Source organism: Lewinella cohaerens DSM 23179, from assembly GCF_000379805.1.
In the GTDB taxonomy this organism is placed as follows: Bacteria; Bacteroidota; Bacteroidia; order Chitinophagales; family Saprospiraceae; genus Lewinella; species Lewinella cohaerens.
In genome coordinates, this window is sequence record NZ_KB903532.1 from 345,983 (window position 1) to 367,251 (window position 21,269).

At 48.3% G+C, this 21,269-nt stretch carries 11 protein-coding genes; 7 read left to right on the forward strand and 4 right to left on the reverse strand.

The window, feature by feature from the left end:
- The first annotated feature begins 7 nt into the window (after nucleotides 1-7).
- Both A3EU_RS0103575 and A3EU_RS0103580 read left to right on the forward strand, forming a co-directional pair.
- The gene (locus A3EU_RS0103575) at nucleotides 8-1,294 is read left to right on the forward strand and encodes a DUF5690 family protein (protein WP_020534752.1); all 1,287 of its coding nucleotides are present in this window, start codon (nucleotides 8-10) and stop codon (nucleotides 1,292-1,294) included.
- 10 nt (nucleotides 1,295-1,304) lie between these two features.
- A complete protein-coding gene (locus A3EU_RS0103580) occupies nucleotides 1,305-2,402 on the forward strand; it encodes an alkaline phosphatase family protein (RefSeq protein ID WP_020534753.1) in 1,098 nt (365 codons plus the stop codon).
- Nucleotides 2,403-3,136: 734 nt separating this feature from the next.
- On the opposite strand, the gene uvrA is transcribed toward A3EU_RS0103580, so the two are convergent.
- The gene (gene uvrA / locus A3EU_RS0103590; protein WP_020534755.1) at nucleotides 3,137-5,974 is read right to left on the reverse strand and encodes an excinuclease ABC subunit UvrA; all 2,838 of its coding nucleotides are present in this window, start codon (nucleotides 5,972-5,974) and stop codon (nucleotides 3,137-3,139) included.
- A gap of 593 nt (nucleotides 5,975-6,567) precedes the next feature.
- Nucleotides 6,568-9,015: an ABC transporter permease gene (locus A3EU_RS0103595; RefSeq protein WP_020534756.1), complete on the reverse strand. Its 2,448-nt coding sequence runs from the start codon at nucleotides 9,013-9,015 to the stop codon at nucleotides 6,568-6,570.
- 288 nt (nucleotides 9,016-9,303) lie between these two features.
- Here A3EU_RS0103595 and A3EU_RS0103605 point away from each other — a divergent pair, with 288 nt between their 5' ends.
- The 5 genes from A3EU_RS0103605 (at nucleotide 9,304) to A3EU_RS0103625 (ending at nucleotide 16,098) form a co-directional block, all read left to right on the forward strand.
- Nucleotides 9,304-11,430 carry a Tex family protein gene (locus A3EU_RS0103605; protein WP_020534758.1) on the forward strand — a complete coding sequence of 709 codons (2,127 nt, stop codon included), beginning with the start codon at nucleotides 9,304-9,306 and terminating at the stop codon, nucleotides 11,428-11,430.
- Between the two features lie 118 nt (nucleotides 11,431-11,548).
- Nucleotides 11,549-13,462: a sensor histidine kinase gene (locus A3EU_RS29270; RefSeq protein WP_083937239.1), complete on the forward strand. Its 1,914-nt coding sequence runs from the start codon at nucleotides 11,549-11,551 to the stop codon at nucleotides 13,460-13,462.
- Nucleotide 13,463: 1 nt separating this feature from the next.
- Complete coding sequence (locus A3EU_RS0103615; protein ID WP_020534760.1) at nucleotides 13,464-14,222, forward strand: LytR/AlgR family response regulator transcription factor; 759 nt, start codon at nucleotides 13,464-13,466, stop codon at nucleotides 14,220-14,222.
- Between the two features lie 148 nt (nucleotides 14,223-14,370).
- A complete protein-coding gene (locus A3EU_RS0103620; RefSeq protein WP_020534761.1) occupies nucleotides 14,371-15,159 on the forward strand; it encodes a hypothetical protein in 789 nt (262 codons plus the stop codon).
- Between the two features lie 141 nt (nucleotides 15,160-15,300).
- On the forward strand, nucleotides 15,301-16,098 hold the full coding sequence (locus A3EU_RS0103625) for a hypothetical protein (protein WP_020534762.1): 798 nt from the start codon (nucleotides 15,301-15,303) through the stop codon (nucleotides 16,096-16,098).
- Between the two features lie 174 nt (nucleotides 16,099-16,272).
- Here the strand turns inward: A3EU_RS0103625 and A3EU_RS0103630 are convergent, their stop codons facing one another.
- Together A3EU_RS0103630 and A3EU_RS0103635 are read right to left on the reverse strand one after the other, a co-directional pair.
- Nucleotides 16,273-17,484, reverse strand: coding sequence for a hypothetical protein (locus A3EU_RS0103630; RefSeq protein WP_156825633.1), 1,212 nt, complete (start codon nucleotides 17,482-17,484; stop codon nucleotides 16,273-16,275).
- Nucleotides 17,485-17,567: 83 nt separating this feature from the next.
- Complete coding sequence (locus tag A3EU_RS0103635) at nucleotides 17,568-20,699, reverse strand: WD40/YVTN/BNR-like repeat-containing protein (RefSeq protein WP_020534764.1); 3,132 nt, start codon at nucleotides 20,697-20,699, stop codon at nucleotides 17,568-17,570.
- Nucleotides 20,700-21,269: the final 570 nt, after the last annotated feature.

Below are 21,269 nucleotides of genomic sequence, written 5' to 3' on the forward strand. Positions count from 1 at the left end.
CCTAATTATGCTTCGTCCTGTTGCGAAATGGTCGCCTTTGGCCATCACGGTCTTTGCTATGTGTACGTCCTTTGCGACTTACTTCGGCATGTACGCATTTCGTAAACCATTTACAGTGGCGGCCTACGAATCGGCTACTGCCATCGGAGCGGTCGTTGATTTTAAAATCGCGATTGTCATCGCACAGGTCTTGGGGTATGCAACGTCCAAATTTATTGGTATCAAAGTCATTTCGGAGTTGCGCCCCGGCGTGCGTTTCCGAATGTTAGTAGGCTTGGTGGGGCTCGCTTGGTTGGCCTTGCTGGGATTTGCACTCTGTAAAGATGCTAGTTGGAGTTTACTTTTTTTGTTCCTCAATGGATTGCCATTGGGCATGGTTTGGGGCCTTGTCTTCAGCTATCTCGAAGGCCGGAAAACGACGGAATTACTAGGGGCAGCGCTTTGTACGAGCTTTATAGTCGCTTCCGGCGTAGTGAAATCAGTAGGAGCTTGGCTGATTCAGGATCAAGGCCTTAGCGAATATTGGATGCCTTTTGCTACGGGGGCAGTCTTCTTACCAGGCTTAATCCTGGGGGGATGGCTGATGGAAAAAATTCCACCACCAAGCAAAGAAGACATTGCGATGCGTACACAACGAGCACCTATGACCAAAGCAGAGCGACGTGCTTTTTTTCAAAAATATGCACCGGGCCTGCTGGCGCTCATTTTCTGCTATGTAGGCATCACTATCTATCGTGATTTTCGCGATAATTTTGCCCTTGAGCTATGGACAAATCTCGGTTATGGAGATGCTCCTTCTGTTTTTACTTTGGCAGAACTACCCATTGCGGTACTCACTTTGGTGATGCTGGCGCTTACCATGTTTGTTCGCAAAAACAGAACGGCTTTTTTACTTTATCTCTGGCTTATCCTTGCCGGTAGCCTTATCGTGGGTGGGAGTACCATTGCTTTTCAGGCGGGCGTTTTGCCCGGTGCGTGGTGGATGATATTGATTGGTGCCGGGCTTTATATCATCTACATCCCCTACAATGCTATCCTTTTCGAACGACTCATCGCTGCCTTGGGTAGTGTAGCCAATGTAGGCTTTTTGATGTACCTGGCAGATGCATGGGGGTATGCGGGTAGCGTCTTGACCTTGCTTTATCGAAATTTTGGTCAAGGTAAACTCAGCTGGTTGAACTTTTTTATCAAAATGAGCTATGCAGTTTCACTCGTGTGCTGTGCAGCTACGATGATTGCTATTGTCTATTTCTATCGAAAAATAAAGCAAGTACCTGTTTTAGGGGCTGCTTAAAACCAATGTCATGAAAAATTTAATGGCTGTTTTTTTTATTGCTTTCATCTGCTTTTCCCTTACCGGGCAAAACAGTGAACCCCTTACGGAAAACGTTTTTATCATCACGCTCGATGGCCTACGCTGGGAGGAACTTTACGGAGGTATCGTCGATTCTATGGTCGACAACAGGGACCTGACAAGCTACCAAGACGAAGTCAAGAAGGATTTTGGTGGTGAAACATTAGAAGAGCGCCGGGTGAAATTGATGCCTTTCTTTTGGAATACCATCGCTAAGCAGGGCCAGTTGTATGGTAACCGTTGGGAAGGAAATAAAGGAAACCTGACCAATTTCTTCTGGTTTTCCTATCCTGGTTACAATGAAATCCTCAGTGGTTTTAGCGATCCTCGTATAAATAGCAATAATAAGGTCAATAACCCGAATACCACCTTGTTGGAGTGGCTCAACAAAAAGCCTGCCTTCCATGGTCGGGTCGCTGCCTTTGGTTCCTGGGATGTATTTGACTATATCGTGAATGAAGAGCGCAGCGGTATTCCCGTTAATTGCGGCTACGACCTTGCAGAGGGAGACAATTTATCCGCCAAGGAAGTCTTCCTCAATGAATTGAGCCAGCAGGCACCCCTGCTTTGGAACAGCGTTCGTCCAGATTTTCTGACCCATAACTATATGATGGAATATGTTAAGCGACAGCACCCCCGGGTTGTATACATCAGTTACGGTGAAACCGACGATTTTGCGCACGATGGTTCTTACAATCGTTACCTCTACAGCGCCCACCAAACCGATCAAATGATTGGCGAATTGTGGGAATATATACAAAGTGATCCGGTCTACGCAGGAAAAACCACCCTTCTGATCACCACCGATCACGGTCGCGGCAATAGCCCGATGACGGAATGGAAGAGTCACGGCAAAACTTACGATGGGTCAAATGCTATTTGGTTTGCAGCGCTGGGACCTGATATCCCAGCCTTGGGCGAAGTGAAAACGGAGGGTCAATGGTGGCAAAACCAAGTTGCCAAGACAGCGGCCGCTTGCTTAGGACTGGATTACTCTAACCCTAAGGAAGAAGTAGGAGCCATAATAGAAAGTGTATTGAAGAAATAAGGGTTTCCCTGGAAGCTTCGGCTTAACCAGGAGTAACCAAAGCTCGCAAGGCTACGGTATTTGATGAATGTTTGCACTTTAGGTAAGGAACAGCACGAAAATAAAATACGATTTTGTTTCTCAAATAGTTGACTAAACGATTCATTTCAAGTGTGTTAACTATTTGAGAAACTCAAAAAAATCGCAATTTATTTTCTGCGCAATACCAAGCGTAACCGAATGCTCCGCAAGAGCAGAGGGAAAAACAGCAGTCGAGAATGCCCCATACGACGAGAGACACGCCACTCTCCAAAAAAGGCGGCGCTGTCAGTGTACCAGCTCGGTTGGTGGACAAGCTGAGAACCATGGTTGTAGCAGATCGTGGATAATGCAGCAAAGGCACTGGCGCAAAAGGCTTAGTCTCCGCCTTTTTATATTTTTTCAGGCTGCTTTTACCATGGTTGAATCCATGTATCCAACCTATAATTATGGACCCCAATATTTCCGCTTTCCGACTTTTCCAACCCTTACACCCATAAACCTGTCCAACTTCTACACCAACAACAGCCCCATTTTCGGCCCTTTCTATTGGCAAGCATGGTCTTGTTTTCGGGATCTTTATCGCAGGGGAAGGGAGGCTTGTTGAGCGTGGTCGCTCTCGGCTACTTCTACTCTGGTTGAATGTTTCTGATTTCCAACTCTTACACCTTTCTAACCCTTACACCATCCAATAGAACCATCAAACCAACAAACGATCAAACCAACTTCTCCCCCAAATACTGCCCCGTATAGGATTCCTTGACTTTGACCAAATCTTCCGGGCGGCCCTGGAACACCAAGTGGCCACCTTCTACACCGCCCTCAGGGCCGAGGTCTACCACCCAGTCGGCGCATTTCACCACCTCTAGGTTATGCTCTACCACCAGTACGGTATGGCCTTTTTCTACCAATGCATTCAGCGCATCCAGCAATTTGCGGATATCGTGAAAATGAAGGCCTGTCGTAGGTTCGTCAAAAATGAAGAAGACGTGATCGCGGGCACTTTCTTTGCTCAAAAACGAAGCCAGCTTCACCCGCTGCGCCTCACCGCCCGATAAGGTAGAGGAGGCTTGCCCCAATTGCACATAACCCAGCCCTACATCAAATAACGGCTGTATTTTACTAAGAATATCATTGTGCTCCTTGAAGAAATCCAGCGCTTCTTCAATACTCATCTGTAGGATCTGGTGGATGTTTTTATTGTTGTAAGTAACATCCAGTACGTCCGACTTGAAGCGCTTGCCGCCACAAGCTTCGCACTCCAGACGAATGTCCGCCAAAAACTGCATCTCTACCACAATTTCACCATCGCCTTTGCATTCGTCGCAGCGGCCACCATCCACGTTAAACGAGAAGTGTCCCGGCTTATAGCCCCGGATTTTCGACAATTGTTGGTCCGACATCAATTTGCGGATAGCGTCATAAGCTTTCACGTAAGTAATTGGGTTCGAGCGCGATGATTTTCCAATAGGTTTCTGATTCACCAGCTCGACCTGTGTCAGCATCCCTACTTCGCCCTCCAATTCCTTGAAAACACCGGGCGTTTTGCTATACGTTTCTTCTAGTTCTTTCTTTAGCGCCCGGTAAATGATGTCTTTTACCAAGCTGGTCTTGCCGCTACCCGATACGCCTGTTACTACCGTCAGCGCATTCAGCGGAATGTCGGCGTCTACGTTTTTCAGGTTGTTTTGTCGTGCTCCACGTATCCGCAGGTAGTTGCTCACCGGGCGGCGGCTCTCGGGGACGGGTATGGCCATCCGACCGCTCATGTATTTGGTGGTCAGGCTTTCTGTTGCTTCGTCGTAGATGTCTTCGTAAGGCCCGGCGAAGACGACCTCTCCACCGTGGATACCGGCCGCCGGGCCGATGTCGATCAGGTAGTCAGCGCTTTTAATCACATCTTCCTCGTGCTCTACCACCACGACCGTATTGCCCAGGTCGCGCAAGCGCTCCAGCACCGTTACCAGTCGCCCGGTATCGCGTGGGTGCAAACCAATACTAGGTTCATCCAGCAAGTACATCGATGCGGTAAGATTGCTGCCCAGTGTCCGAGTAAGGTTGATTCGCTGGGTTTCCCCACCACTAAGGGTATTCGACAAGCGGCTCAAGGTTAGATATCCCAGCCCGAGATCAAACATAAACTTCAGTCGATTATTGACCTCCAGCAGCAAGCGACGACCAATCTGCTGGTCGTTTTCATTGAGTTTAAGCTCCGTAAAAAAGGTCAGTAAATTCTTGATCGGCATATCCGTCAAATGGGTGATCGGGTGCCCGCTCACCAGCACATAACTGGCCTCCTGCCGCAGGCGGCTACCATCACATTCTGGGCAGCGCGTACGCCCACGGTAGCGGGCCAACATTACGCGGTTTTGTATTTTGTACATCTTCTCCTGCAGCTCGCCAAAGAAGGCATCTATGCCATTAAAGAAGCTGTTTCCGCGCCACAATAAGCGCTGTTCAGCCCTGCTCAAATCCTGGTAAGGCGTATGCACAGGGAAGTCAAATTTGTGCGCTACATTCAAGAATTCATCCAACCAACGCCCATAGCGCTCTCCTTTCCAGCAAGCGACCACGCCTTCGTACACACTCAGCGCCGGATTGGGAATCACCTTGTTTTCATCAATGCCCATCACCAAACTGAAGCCTTCACATTTAGGGCAGGCGCCGTAGGGATTGTTAAAATTGAAAAGCTGTGGAGAAGGTTCCAAAAAGGTCATCCCGTCCAGCTCAAAGCGGTTGTTGAAGTTCTTGGTTTCACCACCAATCGTCATCACCTGGCAGTCGCCTTCACTCTCGTAGAAGGCCGTTTGCACCGAATCCGCAATACGCTTATTGTTCTCTTCGTCGTCCGCTTTTATCACTATCCGGTCTACCAAAATCAGCAACTCTTCTTTCAGCTTTTCCAGCTTTTTAGGCAGGTTTTTATCTTTCGACTCCATCAACTCTTGAATATCCTGGAGTTCGCCGTCCCAAAATACGCGGGTATATCCCTTTTGTAGCAACAGTTGCAGCTCGGCACCCAGCGTTCGGTCGCGGTATTTTGCAGGGGCTGGTGCCAATAGTTGCACCTTGCTACCCTCAGGCAGTTGCAGTATATAGTCGACAACATCCGACACCTCGTGTTTCTTTACCTCCATCCCCGACACAGGGCTCACTGTTCTACCAATCCGAGCATACAGCAAGCGCAAATAATCGTAAACTTCGGTCAGTGTACCCACCGTCGAACGCGCATTGGCCGTACTCACCTTTTGCTCAATCGCAATGGCAGGGCAGATGCCTTTGATGTAGTCCACATCCGGTTTCTTCATCCGCATCAAGAACTGCCGCGCGTAACTCGACAGGCTCTCCACATAGCGCCGTTGCCCTTCCGCAAACAGCGTATCCATCGTTATCGACGATTTCCCCGACCCCGAAACACCGGTAACCACTACCAGTTTGTTCTTCGGAATATCCAGACTTATGTTCTTCAGGTTGTTGCTGCGTGCACCTTTGATAAAGATCGTATTGCGCAAGTCAGCCTTGGTGATTTCTCGGGTCGTATCTACGGAACTCATGCGTTCTTTTTGGTCTAAAGTAAGCAACAAAGATACACGCTTTGAGTTGTCCACCGAAGGATAATTAGAGGATTTGTTTCTATTTGTTGATTTTGTCGAATTGTTTTAATTATTTGTTTTGCCACAGGCACTGGAACTACAATATTTTGGGCATTCAAAAGAAAAAATCTCTGCGCCACTGCACAAGCTACTTTTTTGGGGAGGTTCTTCTTTTTTTTTGGGCCCCACCTGCGCCCTGCGGGCTCGGTGCCGCGTCGTCCGCACTGCGCTGGCGCCACAGTGCTACCACCGCTGGTCCTTGCGGCCTCCGGCCACCGCGCTCCGGCCGCTGGCCTGCGCGCTAGGATGGAGCAATGCGTAATTCCCAGCTGGAGGCAGGGGGGTAATTGTCCTCCTTTTGGAGGAGGTGTCCGAAGGACGGAGGAGGACTGCCCTCACCGATAGGCTTGTATGCTACTCCAACAGGATATATTTTGAGTAAGTGCCATTCAATAAAGGTTCTTCATCCTTTAGGGGGGAGTGGTTGTACCCGCCATAAATGATGGGGAACCACATCTTTGTACGAGGCAGTCTATTAAGCGAATTTCTATACCCTACGTCCCCCGCAAAGCATCCACTGGGTTCCCCAGCGCCGTCCGCAACGACTGGAACCCTACCGCCAGTAGCGCCACCAATAACAACACCCCACCCGTAAGGAAGAAAGTACCGATACTGATCGCCGTGGCGTACACAAATCCCTGCAACCACTGCTGCATCAGGTACCACGACAGCGGCAAGCTAATCACCAATGCAATAAGAATCAGTTTGCCGAAGTCACGGGTAAGCAGTAGGAACAAACCACTGACCGAAGCACCCAACACTTTGCGGATACTTACCTCTTTCTGGCGTTGGAGTGCCGTGAAGGTCGCTAAACCCAATAGCCCAATACTCGCAATCAGGATCGACAAGAAGGCAAAGAGTCGTGCCACCTTGCTCATCCGAATTTCAGCCTCATACATTTGTGAAAACCCTTCATCCAGGAAGGTGTACTGAAAAGGTTGATGAGGAGCTAATGCCTTCCATTTTTGCTCAATATCGGTAAGTAACCCAGGCAGGTCCGTTGGTGTCACACGGGCAGCTACAAAGCGAGTACTTTGGCTTTGATGCAATACCAGTGGGTCGATTTTATGATGAAGTGATTCAAAGTGGAAGTCTTTTACGACACCCACAATATTGTAGACATGAAGTTCAGACTGATCGCCTGCATCCTCGCCGAAGTTGCGGCTGATCTGTTGACCAATGACGTCGCCGGTGAGGCGAAACTCGCGGATGGCGGCTTCGTTAACGATAACATTGGTCGTAGTTCCTGTTTCAGTAGTAGGCTCAAAGTTGCGGCCTTCTACCAATTCAATGTCTATGGTAGGCAGGTAGTTTTCATCTACATACCATACTTGCATCATGTACAGCGCACTTTTATCAGGGCTATTGCCCAGAAAGTAGCCACTTTTATTGCGGCTGGAAGGGGTCGGCAGATAGCTGGTCGTCGCAAGGTGTTTTACCCTGGCGTCCATCTCCAACTGAGAGGTAAAGGCCGATAGTTGATCACCCAAACCATAAGCACCGTCAATGAGCAACAGCTGCTCTTTGTTATAGCCGAGTTTTTTCTCTTGTACAAATTGCATCTGTTGGTATACGGTCAGCGTTCCTACCAATAGTAAGGTCGTAATAGCAAACTGAAAGACCACCAGCGCGCCCCGCAATCCCGATTGGTGGCTCCTGCCATTGCCTTGTACGCGTTGCTGAATGGCTTCGAGCGGTTTGAAACCCGCCAAAACAAAGGAAGGATAAACCCCTGCAAGCAAGCCAATAAGAGCTACCAGCGAAAAGCCGATAAAAACCATCAGCGGTTGCTCGGTAAAGAAACCCATGCTGATGGATTTGCCTGCCAGTTCATTGAAATAAGGTAAGGTAATCGCCATTCCAATCAGCGCTACCCCCAATGCCATAAAAGCGAGCAGGGTACTCTCTGACAGAAACTGCCCCATAAGCTGGCGCCGACCAGCACCTACGACTTTGCGGACGCCTACTTCTCGGGAACGAGTAGAGGCTCTTGCTGTCGCCAGGTTAACAAAGTTGATGGCCGCCAACAATAATATAAATAAGCCCACGGCACCAAAAATGTAGAGGTATTTGATGTCGCTACTAGGTCCGAGGTTCTCCTGGAATTCAGAATGGAGATAGATATCGTGCAGGGGCAAAATGGTAAAGGCTCCTGAATTACCGGCTGCGAGGAAGTCATCGAAAGAAATTTTCAAAAACTGTTCCATTTCACTGCCCAGGTGCCGACGAAGAAACTCAGGGAGTTTGGCTTCTATTTTGGCAATCTTGGCCCCTTCACGAAGCAGAAAGTAAGTCTCGAAATTCATATTGGTCCACAAGGTCTCGCGACTTTCCGGAAGGTCAGCCATGGCCAAAAAGATGTCTTGCTGGATGGTGGAATTTTCAGGCAAGTCGGCCAAAACACCATTAACAACGTAGTCTGACTCATTGTCTAATTGGATCGTTTTACCGATGGGGTTTTGATTGCCGAAATACTTTTTAGCAATGGATTGGGTGACGATAGCCGTTCCTGCTTGTCGCAAAATGCTATTGGGGTCGCCATCGATTAGCACAAAGTCAAAAATATCCAATAGTGTACTGTCTGCATGGACAACTTTCCTTTCCTGAAAGCTTTGGTTTTCGTAGCGTACGAGGTACTCCCCTGTTTCCCGAAAGCGAACGAAGCTTTCTACTTCCGGAAATTCTTCCTTCATTACAGCCCCTACGGGTGCGCCAAGCTGTGGCACGGTAAGATCGTTTTCGCCCATCTCTCCAAGGAAATTCATGCGAACAATCCGTTCTCCTTTTTCGTGAAAACGATTAAAACTCAGTTCGTCCTGAACGAAAGCCGCAATGAAAAGGAAACACAGCATCCCACTGCTCAACCCCAGTAAGTTGATGCCGCTATAGAACCTGTTCTTCCAAAGGTTTCTTAAAGCGGTCTTGATATAGTTCTTAAACATAATGTCGGGTGATTTCAATTCGATAATTATATTGCAAGTGTTGTGCCATTCGGATATTTAATTGATAATCAGTAATTTACACAGTTACTAATGGCCAATTCAGTGTGCATTCATGAACATAATTGTACGAAAATGGACAGTTATGTTGCTAGAAGAGAATCAAAAAGAGAGGCTTATATTTTCTTATATGCTCTTATATGGTTCAATTCAATTGCTATAAAGAATCCTTGTAACCAGTCATATTCTGCTTCCAATTTCCCATCTTTGCGTTCCCCAAAAAAGAAGCTCATGTCATCAGCGTTGATTAAGCGAATTGCAAAGGCGGTTAATATTTCGGAGAAGCAGGTAGCAGCAGCTTTACGGCTGTTTGACGATGGCGCAACCATTCCTTTTGTTGCCCGTTACCGGAAAGAAGCTACCGGAGAGTTGGACGAAGTAGAGTTGGCTGAAATTCAACAAGAGCACAAGCGCCTGACCGATTTGGAAAAGCGCCGCGAAACCATCTTGTCTGCCATTGCGGAGCAGGGCAAGCTTACGCCCGAATTGGAACAACGTATCCGTAATACTTACGATACCAATGAGCTGGAAGATTTGTATCTGCCTTATAAACGCAAGCGCAAAACCCGAGCTAGTGTGGCTCGCGAACGAGGCTTGGAGCCCCTTGCACTGAAGATACTGGACCAACGCCAGCAGCAGGGCATTGAAACGATGGCCGCAAGTTATTTAAACGACGATGTGCCCACGGTAGAAGACGCCCTCCAAGGCGCCCGCGACATCATCGCTGAAATAGCCAATGAAGACGAGAAAGCACGGAATACCGCACGTAAACACTTTCGCCGCAGCGCAATCATTACCAGCAAGGTTGCACGTGGTAAAAACAAAGAGGCGGCTAAATACCAGGACTATTTCGACTACAGCGAACCGCTGAGCAAATGCCCAAGCCACCGCCTTTTGGCGATACGCCGTGGTGAAGAAGAAGGCCTTTTACGCGTGATCATTGCTCCCGAAGACGAATTGGTGCTCTCCGATTTGGAACGTGGCTACCTGGATGGTTACGGCGAAGCCAGCCAGCAGGTGAAAATGGCGCTGCAAGATGGCTACCAGCGGTTACTTGGCCCTAGCATAGAAACTGAATTCCGGAAGCTAGCCAAAGACAAAGCCGACAAGGAGGCCATCGAAGTATTTACCACCAACCTACGGCAATTGCTACTAGCTCCCCCTCTTGGGCAACGAGCAACACTGGGCATTGACCCTGGTTTTCGGACGGGCTGCAAAGTCGTATGCCTCGATGCCAATGGCAACTTGCTATACCACACCACCATCTACCCACACCCACCTCAGAATAAAGATGCTGAAACCCGCTACATGCTGGAGGACATGGTCGATCGCTACAATATCGAGGCGATAGCGGTAGGCAACGGTACCGCTGGGAGGGAAACGCTCAGCTTGTGTAGCAGCATCAATTTTGACCGCCGCGTAGAGGTATTCTCGGTCAACGAAGCGGGAGCATCCATCTATTCGGCCTCTGAAGCCGCAAGGGAAGAATTTGCAGAGCTGGACCTTACCGTGCGCGGTGCGGTCTCTATCGGTCGCCGCTTGATGGACCCATTGGCCGAGCTGGTAAAGATTGACCCCAAGAGCATCGGCGTTGGTCAATACCAGCACGATGTAAACCAGACGATGCTGAAAGATAGCCTAGATCGTACGGTAGAAAGCAGCGTCAACGCAGTAGGCATCAACCTCAACACCGCCAGCAAACATCTGCTGACTTATGTCTCTGGTCTTGGTCCCACGCTGGCCCAGAATATCGTCGATTACCGTCGGGAAAATGGCCCCTTCAAATCACGTAAAACCTTGAAAAAGGTAACTCGCCTGGGCGATAAAGCTTACGAGCAAGCAGCCGGATTCTTACGCATCCGCGACGGCAAGAACCCGCTGGATAATACGGCCGTCCATCCAGAACGCTATGCGCTGGTAGAACAGATGGCCACCGATTTAGGCGTAAGCGTCACTGACTTGATTCAGCGCGGAGAACTGCGCAAACAGATCAACCTCCGCCAGTACATCACCGAAGAGGTAGGGCTGCCTACGCTGAAAGACATCCTCCAGGAATTGGCCAAACCCGGTCTGGACCCACGCGGCGAAGCCAAGTCCTTCCAGTTTGCCAACGTCAGTACCATCGATGACCTTCATGAGGGCATGCAATTGCCAGGCATTGTGACCAACGTGACCAATTTTGGTGCCTTTGTAGACATTGGCATTAAGGAAAATGGCCTGGTACACATCAGCCAGTTGGCCGATAAGTTTGTGAAAAACCCAGCGGATGTGGTTAGTCTGAACCAGCAGGTACAGGTCCGGGTAGTGTCCATTGATCGGGAACGCAAGCGGATACAGTTATCCATGAAGTCCAATTAGCAAAGCCTGACTTTGAGCCTGTTGGGCAAATCAAAAAGAGGATTTAGTTTTTTAGACACTACTTAAATGTTATCTTTCCGTTAGTGGCAACAACATCAACATTGCTGTAACTAACGGTATGAAACCCATATACACCATAATGTTTGTGCTACTCACTTCGGGTAGTGTTTATTGTCAATCAGAAGTTCTCGATAGCCTGGAGCAGGCGCTGGAGATAGCTGTAGGCCCAAGAGGCCAGTTGGCGCTGTTGACTCAATTGAGTGTTGTAGCGAGCGATCTGGACTTAGAAAAATCTCTTCTTTATGCCGAGCAAGGTTTGCAAATCGCTGAACAATCTCAGCTAGCTGCAGAGGTAGCAGATTTCCAGTTTCAGAAAGGCGATGTTTTACAAATGATGGGAGCGTATGACTCTGCGCAATGGTATTTTTCTTCTGCTTTTGAATTCTATGAGCAAGAGCAAGAAAAGAGCAAGGCTGCCTGGTGTTTGCGACAGATGGGTTTTACTTACCAAAATCAAGGGCAGTATCAATTGGCTTTCGAGCACAGCTTGAATGGGCTTGAATATTACGAAGAACTTGGAGATGAAGAAGGAATCGCAAAAATGTACCTCGGACTAGCGGATATACTTGGTTATTTAGAACAAACAGACGAGGCAATTGACTATTGTTTACAAGCAATAGAAATGTTAGAGCAACAAGGCGATTTGGAAGGCTTAGCTGATGCTTATCAGTACGCTGCTAATACCTATATTTTACCAGGGGATTACGAAAGTGCACTACAAATGGTCACCGAAGCTGTGACGATAAAGAAAAAACTAGACGCTCCCGAAATTGAGATGGCCAGCCTCGTGAATACACAAGCGAACGTGCTAAAACAATTGGAACGTTACGATGAAGCTTTAGTGGGGTACTTTAAGGCCATTAAAGTAGCGCGGAACCTGAATTTTCCAAGAGGAATCAGCGCTACTGCTGCTAACATTGGTGACGTTTACCTTAGACAAAAAAAATATGCTCAAGCTTTACCCTTTTTACTGGAAGGGGTGGCCTTACAAGAAGAATATGGGTACTCTTCTAATCTGCCCGAAAACTATGACCACTTAAGTGAAACCTATAAGGCCTTGGGGGATTTTGAAAATGCCTTGTTGTATCGTGAGAAGCAAGCTGATCTCAGTGCCGAGGCCCTTTCACTAGAGAAAGATCAGGCTACGAGCGAATTGCGCACCAGGTACGAAACCGAAAAAAAAGAAGCACTGATTTCTACCCAGGAAGAGCGACTGAATCAACAGCGAACGGTCCAGGTTTTCGTTATTGGAATTGCGAGTTTATTGGGCTTAATCCTTTTTCTCCTCTACCGGAGTTATGGCCAGAAGCAATCTGCCAACCAATTGCTGGCAAAAACAAATGAGGAATTGGAGCAAAAGATGGAAGAAAATGAATTACTGTTACAGGAAATTCACCATCGGGTAAAAAACAACCTACAAGTTATTTCTAGCTTATTGAATTTGCAGTCGGCTAGTATTAATGATCCAAATGCGTTGCAGGCGGTTCAGGAAAGCCAAAACCGAGTGCGCTCCATGGCGTTGATTCATCAGAAGCTCTACCAGGGCAAAAACCTTGCGGCAGTAGAAATGAAGGATTATTTGGAAACCATGGGACAGACGATCCTGGATACCTTTGGCAGTTCGGCGGCCAATGTTGTAATCAGGGTGCCGATGGAACCTTTAGAGATAGATGTCGACACGGCGGTGCCTTTGGGCTTGATTGTTAATGAGTTGGCTATCAATGCCTGTAAATATGCCTTCCCTGATGACCAAGAAGGCGAAATATCCCTCAGTTTGAAGCAAACCCCTAGTGGGCACTACCAGCTAAGCGTTGCAGATAATGGTATCGGAGAACAAGGTTTAGCCACTGAAAATCACAAGGGAACGGGTTTCGGTACACGTTTAATCGAGCTACTGACCCTGCAACTCAATGGGAAGCTTTCACGCGATTATTCGAATGGGACAGCGATCACAATTACTTATCCTAGTTAAAATGGAAACAAGTCCTTTGAAAATTTTGATTGTGGAAGATGAGATGATCATCGCTGCCGATATTTCTTTAGCCTTGGAGAAAATGGGCTACGAAGTCAGTGGCATTACGCCAAGAGGAGAAGACGCTATGAAAAATATTGAGGCTACCCGACCTGATATCGTTTTGATGGATATTGCCTTAAAAGGAGAATGGAACGGGATAGAAGCAGCTCAAGCCATTCGTACGCAATTCAGTATTCCTGTTGTTTTCCTTACAGCCAATGCAGATGACCAGCACTTTGAACAAGCCAAAACGGCTCATCCTTACGCTTTTCTTTCTAAACCTTTTCAACACAGGGGTCTAAAACGGACGCTGGAACTGGTTGTGCAACGCATTAGAGAGGAAGGAGGCCTCGATCAAAACAGCAAGTTAAGTGGCGACCAGGATAATTCTTTCATTCTCAGTGACAGAATATTCGTGCGGCACAAAGATCGCATGATCAAGGTCTACATTGGTGATATTCTTTTTGCGGAAGCTGACCGTAACTACTGCCTGATTCATACTGCTGAAAAAGAGTATCTACTGAGCGTTCCCCTTCGGGTGCTGGAAGAAAATTTACCTCCCGAGCAGTTTATGCGAGTACACCGTTCCTACGTCGTTAATCTTAGTAAAATTGATGCGCTAACTGATAACCAGGAATTCTTGGTACTGGGGAATAAGAATGTGCCTATCAGTCGTCGCTTTAAAGAAGCAGTACTCAATCGCTTAAAGTTGATCTAATAACGATTTCTTACCGTTTTCCATTCGGAATTTAATCTTCACCACTCGGAAGCCAATAGCCACCGTTGGGGTAAAACTGCTGTCTTAGGGGCTAATCATCGCCTAGTTTTGGAAGTGTAATCAAAATACTTAACCAAAATTAGGGGTGATGACTAAGGCTATATTATCGATTCGTTTTAAGAATGGCGGGTATCAAATCAAGAACAAGAAAGTTGATATTGAAGTATCAGGCCCCGGTAAAGAGCTGGGCGAAGAATTGGGTGTAAAAATCAGTACTTATTTGATGGAGACATTCAATGAGATTATTGCTGCCAAGAAACCTTCCACTAAGGCTGCGGGTAACGCTGGCAAACTATCAGAAGTGGCAGAAGTAGGAGGGAATATACTTACTGCTGCGGAAGTAATTTCTGACATAGCTTTTCTGGTAACTGATATCGTAGACGTCGTTCGCTCTGCCAATACAACCACTTTCGTTTTTGTCAACGCGGTTCCTGATTCTACCTTAAGACTAATCAATATTGATCAAGAAGATGGGGAATGGGTAGATGTTTCTGAGACGACCATGAGACAAGATAAAGCAGTGGTAGGAACAGATAAAGAGGCTGCAGCACTGGTCTACAACTCTCAGCCCTATCGCAGCGCAGGATTGCAAAAAGGGCGTATTCTTCTGGGGCTGGATTTGCCGGGCGATAAACTCCAAAAGTTAACCTTCAATTGGGATAATCCTTTAGGACCAGATGGCCCTATCCGGCAAGCAACTTACAATGCCAGTCCTAACAAAGAGATGGCCGCAAATCAATATGCCTTTGCGACCGTCACCTCCTCTCACGCTAAAGGAAAGCGGGGTGTGGAAAAATCACGCCACGATATCGTAACAGTAATGCTATTGCCAACGGCGAAATTCTTTAGCTACGCTCAGCAACTTCAGCTAAGCTAAGGGACAGTATGAAAGTGTGGTTTTATTTTTCATAATAGTTGAATAAGCCCTTTAACTATTTGGAGGACTTGAACACACACTTTGTTTTCTGCGCAATACATAAAGAACAGTATTAATATTTCACTTTAAAAATACCTTGTCATGAAAAAGCTATTTTCTTTGCCTATTCGTATTCAAAATGGTCCAATGAAAGGACGCACCTATAATGTAGATGTCCCTGTAACGGTTTCGGATAAAGACCTGACGAAGATCAATCTCGATGCCAGTTTTCTTACGGGTGGGTCTATCCTGGCAGTAATGACGACCCTCGCTACGGTCGGGGGTGCTGGAGGAGCAGCCGTGGCTACCGTTGGTGCGGTGACGATCACTGCCGGAATCATTGGCTCGGCAGTAGGTATTGTCGGAGCAGTAGTTGCACTGGGGATCTTTGTGCCAGCTTTGGTCAATATTATCCGCGAAGCCAATACCACCTCGATGGTATTACTCAATACAGTACCCAATTCAACCATGAGAATCACCAAAGTCGTACAAGATGGCGGCAAATGGATTGATACAGATGAAGCCGCTATTCTCCGCGACAAAGCCCTGACCAATGAAGCGGAGGCAGCAGCCTTGATCTTCCGTTCTGAACCCTACCGAAGTGCGGGCCGTTCGAAAGGACACTTTGAAGTAGAGCTTACCTTTAACAAAAGTGGTAAGAAGCAACATTTTCATGTTAACTGGGACAACCCTCTTGGTCCTGATGGGCCAGCGCGTCAAGCAGTTTACAGTACCAGTTTGCCCACCAGTGTCAATGGAAACAGTTTCGTCTTTTCGCCGGAGCCAGAAGTACAACATCCTTCTATTACTAGAGTGGGAGGCCGGAAAGAAGAAAAGAAGCGCCACGATATTGTAACCTTCGTGATCGGACCTTCAACCAAAGGTTTCGAATATATCTAGGAGGAAGACTTGGTAGCACAACAACCCATATTTTATCCGCCTTGATGGTTTCCTTAGGAAATCATCAAGGCGTTTTTATGTGTCAGGGGAAATCAGAGGCTCACAAGCATAAGGTGTCATGCTATTATTCCTACATCGCCTGTTTGATGTCTTCACCAGGTGTACCAGTTGCCATTACCAGCTATAGGCCACTTGCATTTGCAGTCGATAGACAGTGTTTCGAGCGATATGTGCTCTTTCCGAAAAAGAACGAGAATACAGTATATAATCACTGCCTATATTCTCATGACGTAAATATTGATGGGAGGATTCAATCCGGAAATTAAGGCCCAGTTGAAACGTACGATGAACGCGGAATTGGGCGCCAGTTTGAGCATAATATCCAGAGTCCGTAGCTACAATGTTGATGAATTCCTGCTTTACCGGGATGTTCGGGATGGAGATAGGCTTTTGTAAAGTGACAACCCTGCGCGAAGCCAGTGGTGCAGTAAAAACCGCTCCTAGACCAAGGCGAAACTGTAGTCGTTTCTTGGGTGTTGTTGCAAAATTCAGTCCGGGATAGAATTGGAAGGCGGTATATTCAAAAGCTTCCTTTACTTGATACGTATTTCCAGGGTAGACTAATTTACTATACTCTTGGTTGTCACGGTGAATGAAAACGACATTTAGTTGGGCTTTGAGCCACGTTCGATAAGGAAAGACCTGGCGCTCATAAAATAAAGACAAAGAGGGGGGATAGATAGGCCAATATTTACTGGGGTTTCCAGGATAGCCTCGGTTGCGATCATCAAATCTTGAATAAGGTTTGGCCGGCAAATTGTAAGAGATGCCCATCTGATTTCTAAAGTTTGTCAGCGTCTCAATTGGAGCATGTTTTTCCACACCAAGGCAATCATTTATTTGTTGAGCTACAGCTACTGCCTGATAATCATTGCGGATTCGTTTGGCAGGCTTGAACCCGCGGCAGTTTTGTCGCAATATACGGTAACCAGCCTCCTTGGGAACCAAGTGGTTTAATTGCTCCCATTGTTCACCTCTCACAAGGTAATATTGCGGATAAGCCCACGACTGTATAACCTTGTAAAGCCTCACTTCACCTTTGTAAAGCAGTTGCATGAATAGGTAACGACTATTGTGATGCCGTCGCTGGAGGATGGTGTCGCTGTTGTAAATGACCCAGTCTACTCTTTCTGGCGAAATAGCTATCTCGTCCTGGTTTTCTTTATAAAAAACCAACTCGCTGTCATCCATAAATCGGGAAGGGATCTTTTTTAATCTTCCGCTGTCCACGACTCCGCTGGTGCTTTGCCATGTTACGAGCAAAGACCTTTGGCCAAACAAAATCGTCCCCAGCAACACTAGGCCACACAACAGTTGTAATCGCATAAGAGCACGCATTTAATCATCAATAAAACTCAAATAATTCCAATATCAACACGTCAGAGAAACCACATCAGAGAAGCAGAAAATTACCGCAACACCCCCACCCCCGCAGCCAACAACTGCTTCTCCAATCCAGGAATAATCGTATTGATCATCCTCTGGTACTCTTGCTCCAGCGGCTGCCACATCTTGTTCAGTTCATTGAGGCGCGCTCCCATGGCTTGGGTCACATTGGGAATGTTGGAATCTGCCTGCCCTTTCAGGAAAAAATAATCCGCCGTAAGGCCATTCTCAAAATTGATCACATCATCGTAACTCTGCGATTTTCGCTGTACCAGCTTACCATCCCAGGCGTCGATCGTCTTAAGGAGCTGCTGGCAGTTGGCCCGCAATTCTGTTGATGTTGCATCAATCCGCGGGATCACATCTACCAGTCTTTCTTTTACCTGTTCTAGCTCGTTGACGGCCTTGTGTATGGTATTGATTTGCACACTTACCGCTTGTAGGAACCCATCTTGCTCACCGTAGACTTTGTCGTCGATCTCGTAGCCAGGGTGAGGCAAGACCTTAGCTTCCACCTTTTGGGTAACTTCGCCTGCACTCAATTGCAAAGTGTAGGTACCCGGTGCTACCCGGTGCCCACGAAAACTGCCTTCAATATAAGCTTCAGGTGCGCCCAGCAAGGGCTCGTTTCTCAAATCCCACACAAAACGATTTAGGCCCACTTTTTTAGGGAGCGTAGCCTCCGCAGAGGGGCCACCGGCGTAGGATTTGAAATCAGCTTCAGCCTCAGAGGAGTAAGTGCGGTGTAAATTTCCGGTAGAGCCAATGATCTGTAATTCCAGGTCTTCCCCTGCCATTGCTTCGGTTAGCTCATAGTAGAGCACCATGCCCGTAGCGGGGTTTATACCTGTAGTAGCATCCATTCCGTCAAAATTATCGGTATTGCCATCCAGCGGGCTACCGGCATTCAAGCGGATAGCATCAGCGGGCTGGTAAAGAAATAATCCTTTTTTAGCACCTTCATACTGCCGAATCAACTCCAGGTCATCCAACACCCAAAAGGAACGCCCCTGCGTTGCGGCAATCACGTCTCCTTGGTGAATCCTCAAATCGGTGATTGGCACCGCTGGCAGGTTGCCCTGGAAGGCCACCCAGTTGCTTCCCCCGTCTAGCGAAAGGTACAGCCCCAATTCCGTACCAGCGAAGAGCAGCCCCTCGCGTTCAGAGTCTTCCCGGATCACCCGCGAGTAAGCGCCGTCGGGGATGCCCTGATTGATCTTGGTCCAGCTTTTGCCGTAGTCGGTGGTTTTGTAGTAGCCTGGCACAAAGTCGTTGAATTTGTAACGCGTCGTTGCCAGGTAGGCCGTTGCAGGGTCATGCGGAGAAACCTCAATAGCATTGATCAGACACTCCGCCAGCCCACTCGGAGTGACGTTGTTCCAGGTTTTGCCACCATCTCGTGTAAGGTGTACCAGTCCATCATCACTGCCTGTCCAAATAGTGCCCGCAGTGTGGGGCGACTCTATCACGTAGCTCAGCGTGCCGTAGTTTTCGCCACCAGCGCCTTCGTTGGTATAAGGAGCACCGCCCTTGCCTTGCTTGGCTTTGTCATTACGCGTCAAATCTGGCGACGCTTCTGTCCAGCTGATGCCCATATCCTGGGTTTTTAGCAGCATTTGGGCACCGTGGTAGAAGGTATTTGGCTCGTGCTGCGACCAGATAATCGGTGCGTTCCAGTTAAAGCGATAGCGCATATCCTTGGCTTCCAGGGCCAGATATTGGTAGGGCGCAGCCATGATGTCGCGGCCATCACCCGTTTCGCTGTCCAGTAGTTCAATGGTACCCTGATAGCTGCCTCCCATCACATAGCGCGGGTTGTCTGGGTCAAAGGCCAAAAAGGCACTCTCGCCACCAGCCGAGTAAGTCCAATTGCTTTCAGTGATGCTCCGGCCGCTGATATTGCGACTGGCAATTCTTACCGAGCTGTTATCTTGCTGCCCTCCATAGATGCGGTACGGAAAATGATTGTCAACATTGATACGATAAAACTGAGCCGTAGGCATATTACTCTGCGTCGACCAGCTATCGCCACCATTGAAGCTTATGGCCGCGCCGCCGTCGTTAGACAGGACCATGTTGTCGCTGTTGTCTGGATTGATCCACAGATCGTGATGATCGCCGTGCGTATAGCCCACGCCCGACCAGCTTTTACCACCATCGGTAGATTTCATGGCGGAGGCATTGAGCACATAGACCGTGTTTTCGTCCAGCGGGTCAGCAAAGACCTCAATATAGTACCAGGCCCGCTGCACCAAGCGGTGCTCTTTGCTGATCCGCGACCAAGATTTACCACCATTTTGGGAAACAAATAAGCCGCCTTGCTCTTTTTCGGTATCGCTCTCCACCAGGGCGTATAGCTTCTCCGGATTGGCACCACTCACGGCAATGCTCATCTTGCCCAGTTCTTTTGGCAGACCTTCTTCTATTTTATTCCAAGTCTCGCCACTGTCTGTCGATTTATACAAGCCGCTGCCTGCACCACCACTGATCACCTGCCAAGGTAGTCGGCGGTGCTCCCACATGGCCGCGTAGAGAATACGCGGATTGCTTGGGTCCATCACCAAGTGGGCGCAGCCCGTATCTTCGTTCACGTACAGCGTCTTGCGCCAGGTTTTACCACCGTCGCTACTTTTGTAGACACCACGTTCGGTCGAGGGCCCATGCAGTGCTCCCTGCGCCGCTACATATACTACTTCCGGATTCTTTGGGTGAATGCTTACGCCCGCAATGTGGCGTGTCATTTCCAGTCCTAGGTGCTGCCAGCTTTTACCGGCATCTGTCGACTTGTACACGCCGTCGCCATAGGTCGTCATCACGCCTCGGGGTGCGTGTTCGCCCATCCCCACGTACACCACATTGGCGTCGCTTTGGGCTACGGCTACTGCTCCTACCGAACCTGTTTCAAAGTAACCATCAGAGATGTTCTGCCAGTATTGTCCCGCGTCTGTCGTCTTCCAAAGGCCTCCACCAGTCGTACCCATATAGTAAGTCAGCGGATCACCGACTACTCCGCAGGATGCTACAGAACGCCCTCCTCGAAAAGGTCCAATATTCCGCCATTTAGCGGGCGATAAATAATCATCAATACCAACAGATTGCCCCCAAAGGCCGCCAGCGACGAGGAGGATAAGCAATAAAGCAGCGCTATTTTTCATACAAATGTAGTTTGAGAAACCAAGATAACCTGTTTGCCGGAAATTTTGATAAGGAATCCTCTTTTGGGCGCTTCCCCTCCCTGAGGGTCGGGGTCGGGTCGTCCGCCACGCGCTGTTCGCTTGGCCCTGCGGGCGCCCCGGTGCCCGGTGCTGGCTCCCACCCCTAGCGCAGGGCATTCGCTGCGGTGGATTTTGCACCTAATCGTATGATCGCACTCTACGGTTGGGACACATCTTAGAAAAACAATAGCAGAATCAAGAAAAAACACCTCGGAAAGGTGGAAGATTGAAAAATCTTAATCTCCAACATTATTGCTCATGTTAGTTCCCTAACTAACATGTCATATCCCACTGGTCCCCTGACCAGCAATCAGCATTAACGCATTTTTACGCTGGTCGGGGGACCAGCAAGACAAGGCATCGTAGTCTGGGGGCTATCCCGACCAAGAAGGTCGGGAAGCCTATATAGTTTATCGCACTGGTACGATCAGCACTCCGCAAGGCCGGGCCTGAAGCACGGCGCATTCCGATCCATCGGGAGGGCAGGACGAGGCATGGGCAGCCGCTCTG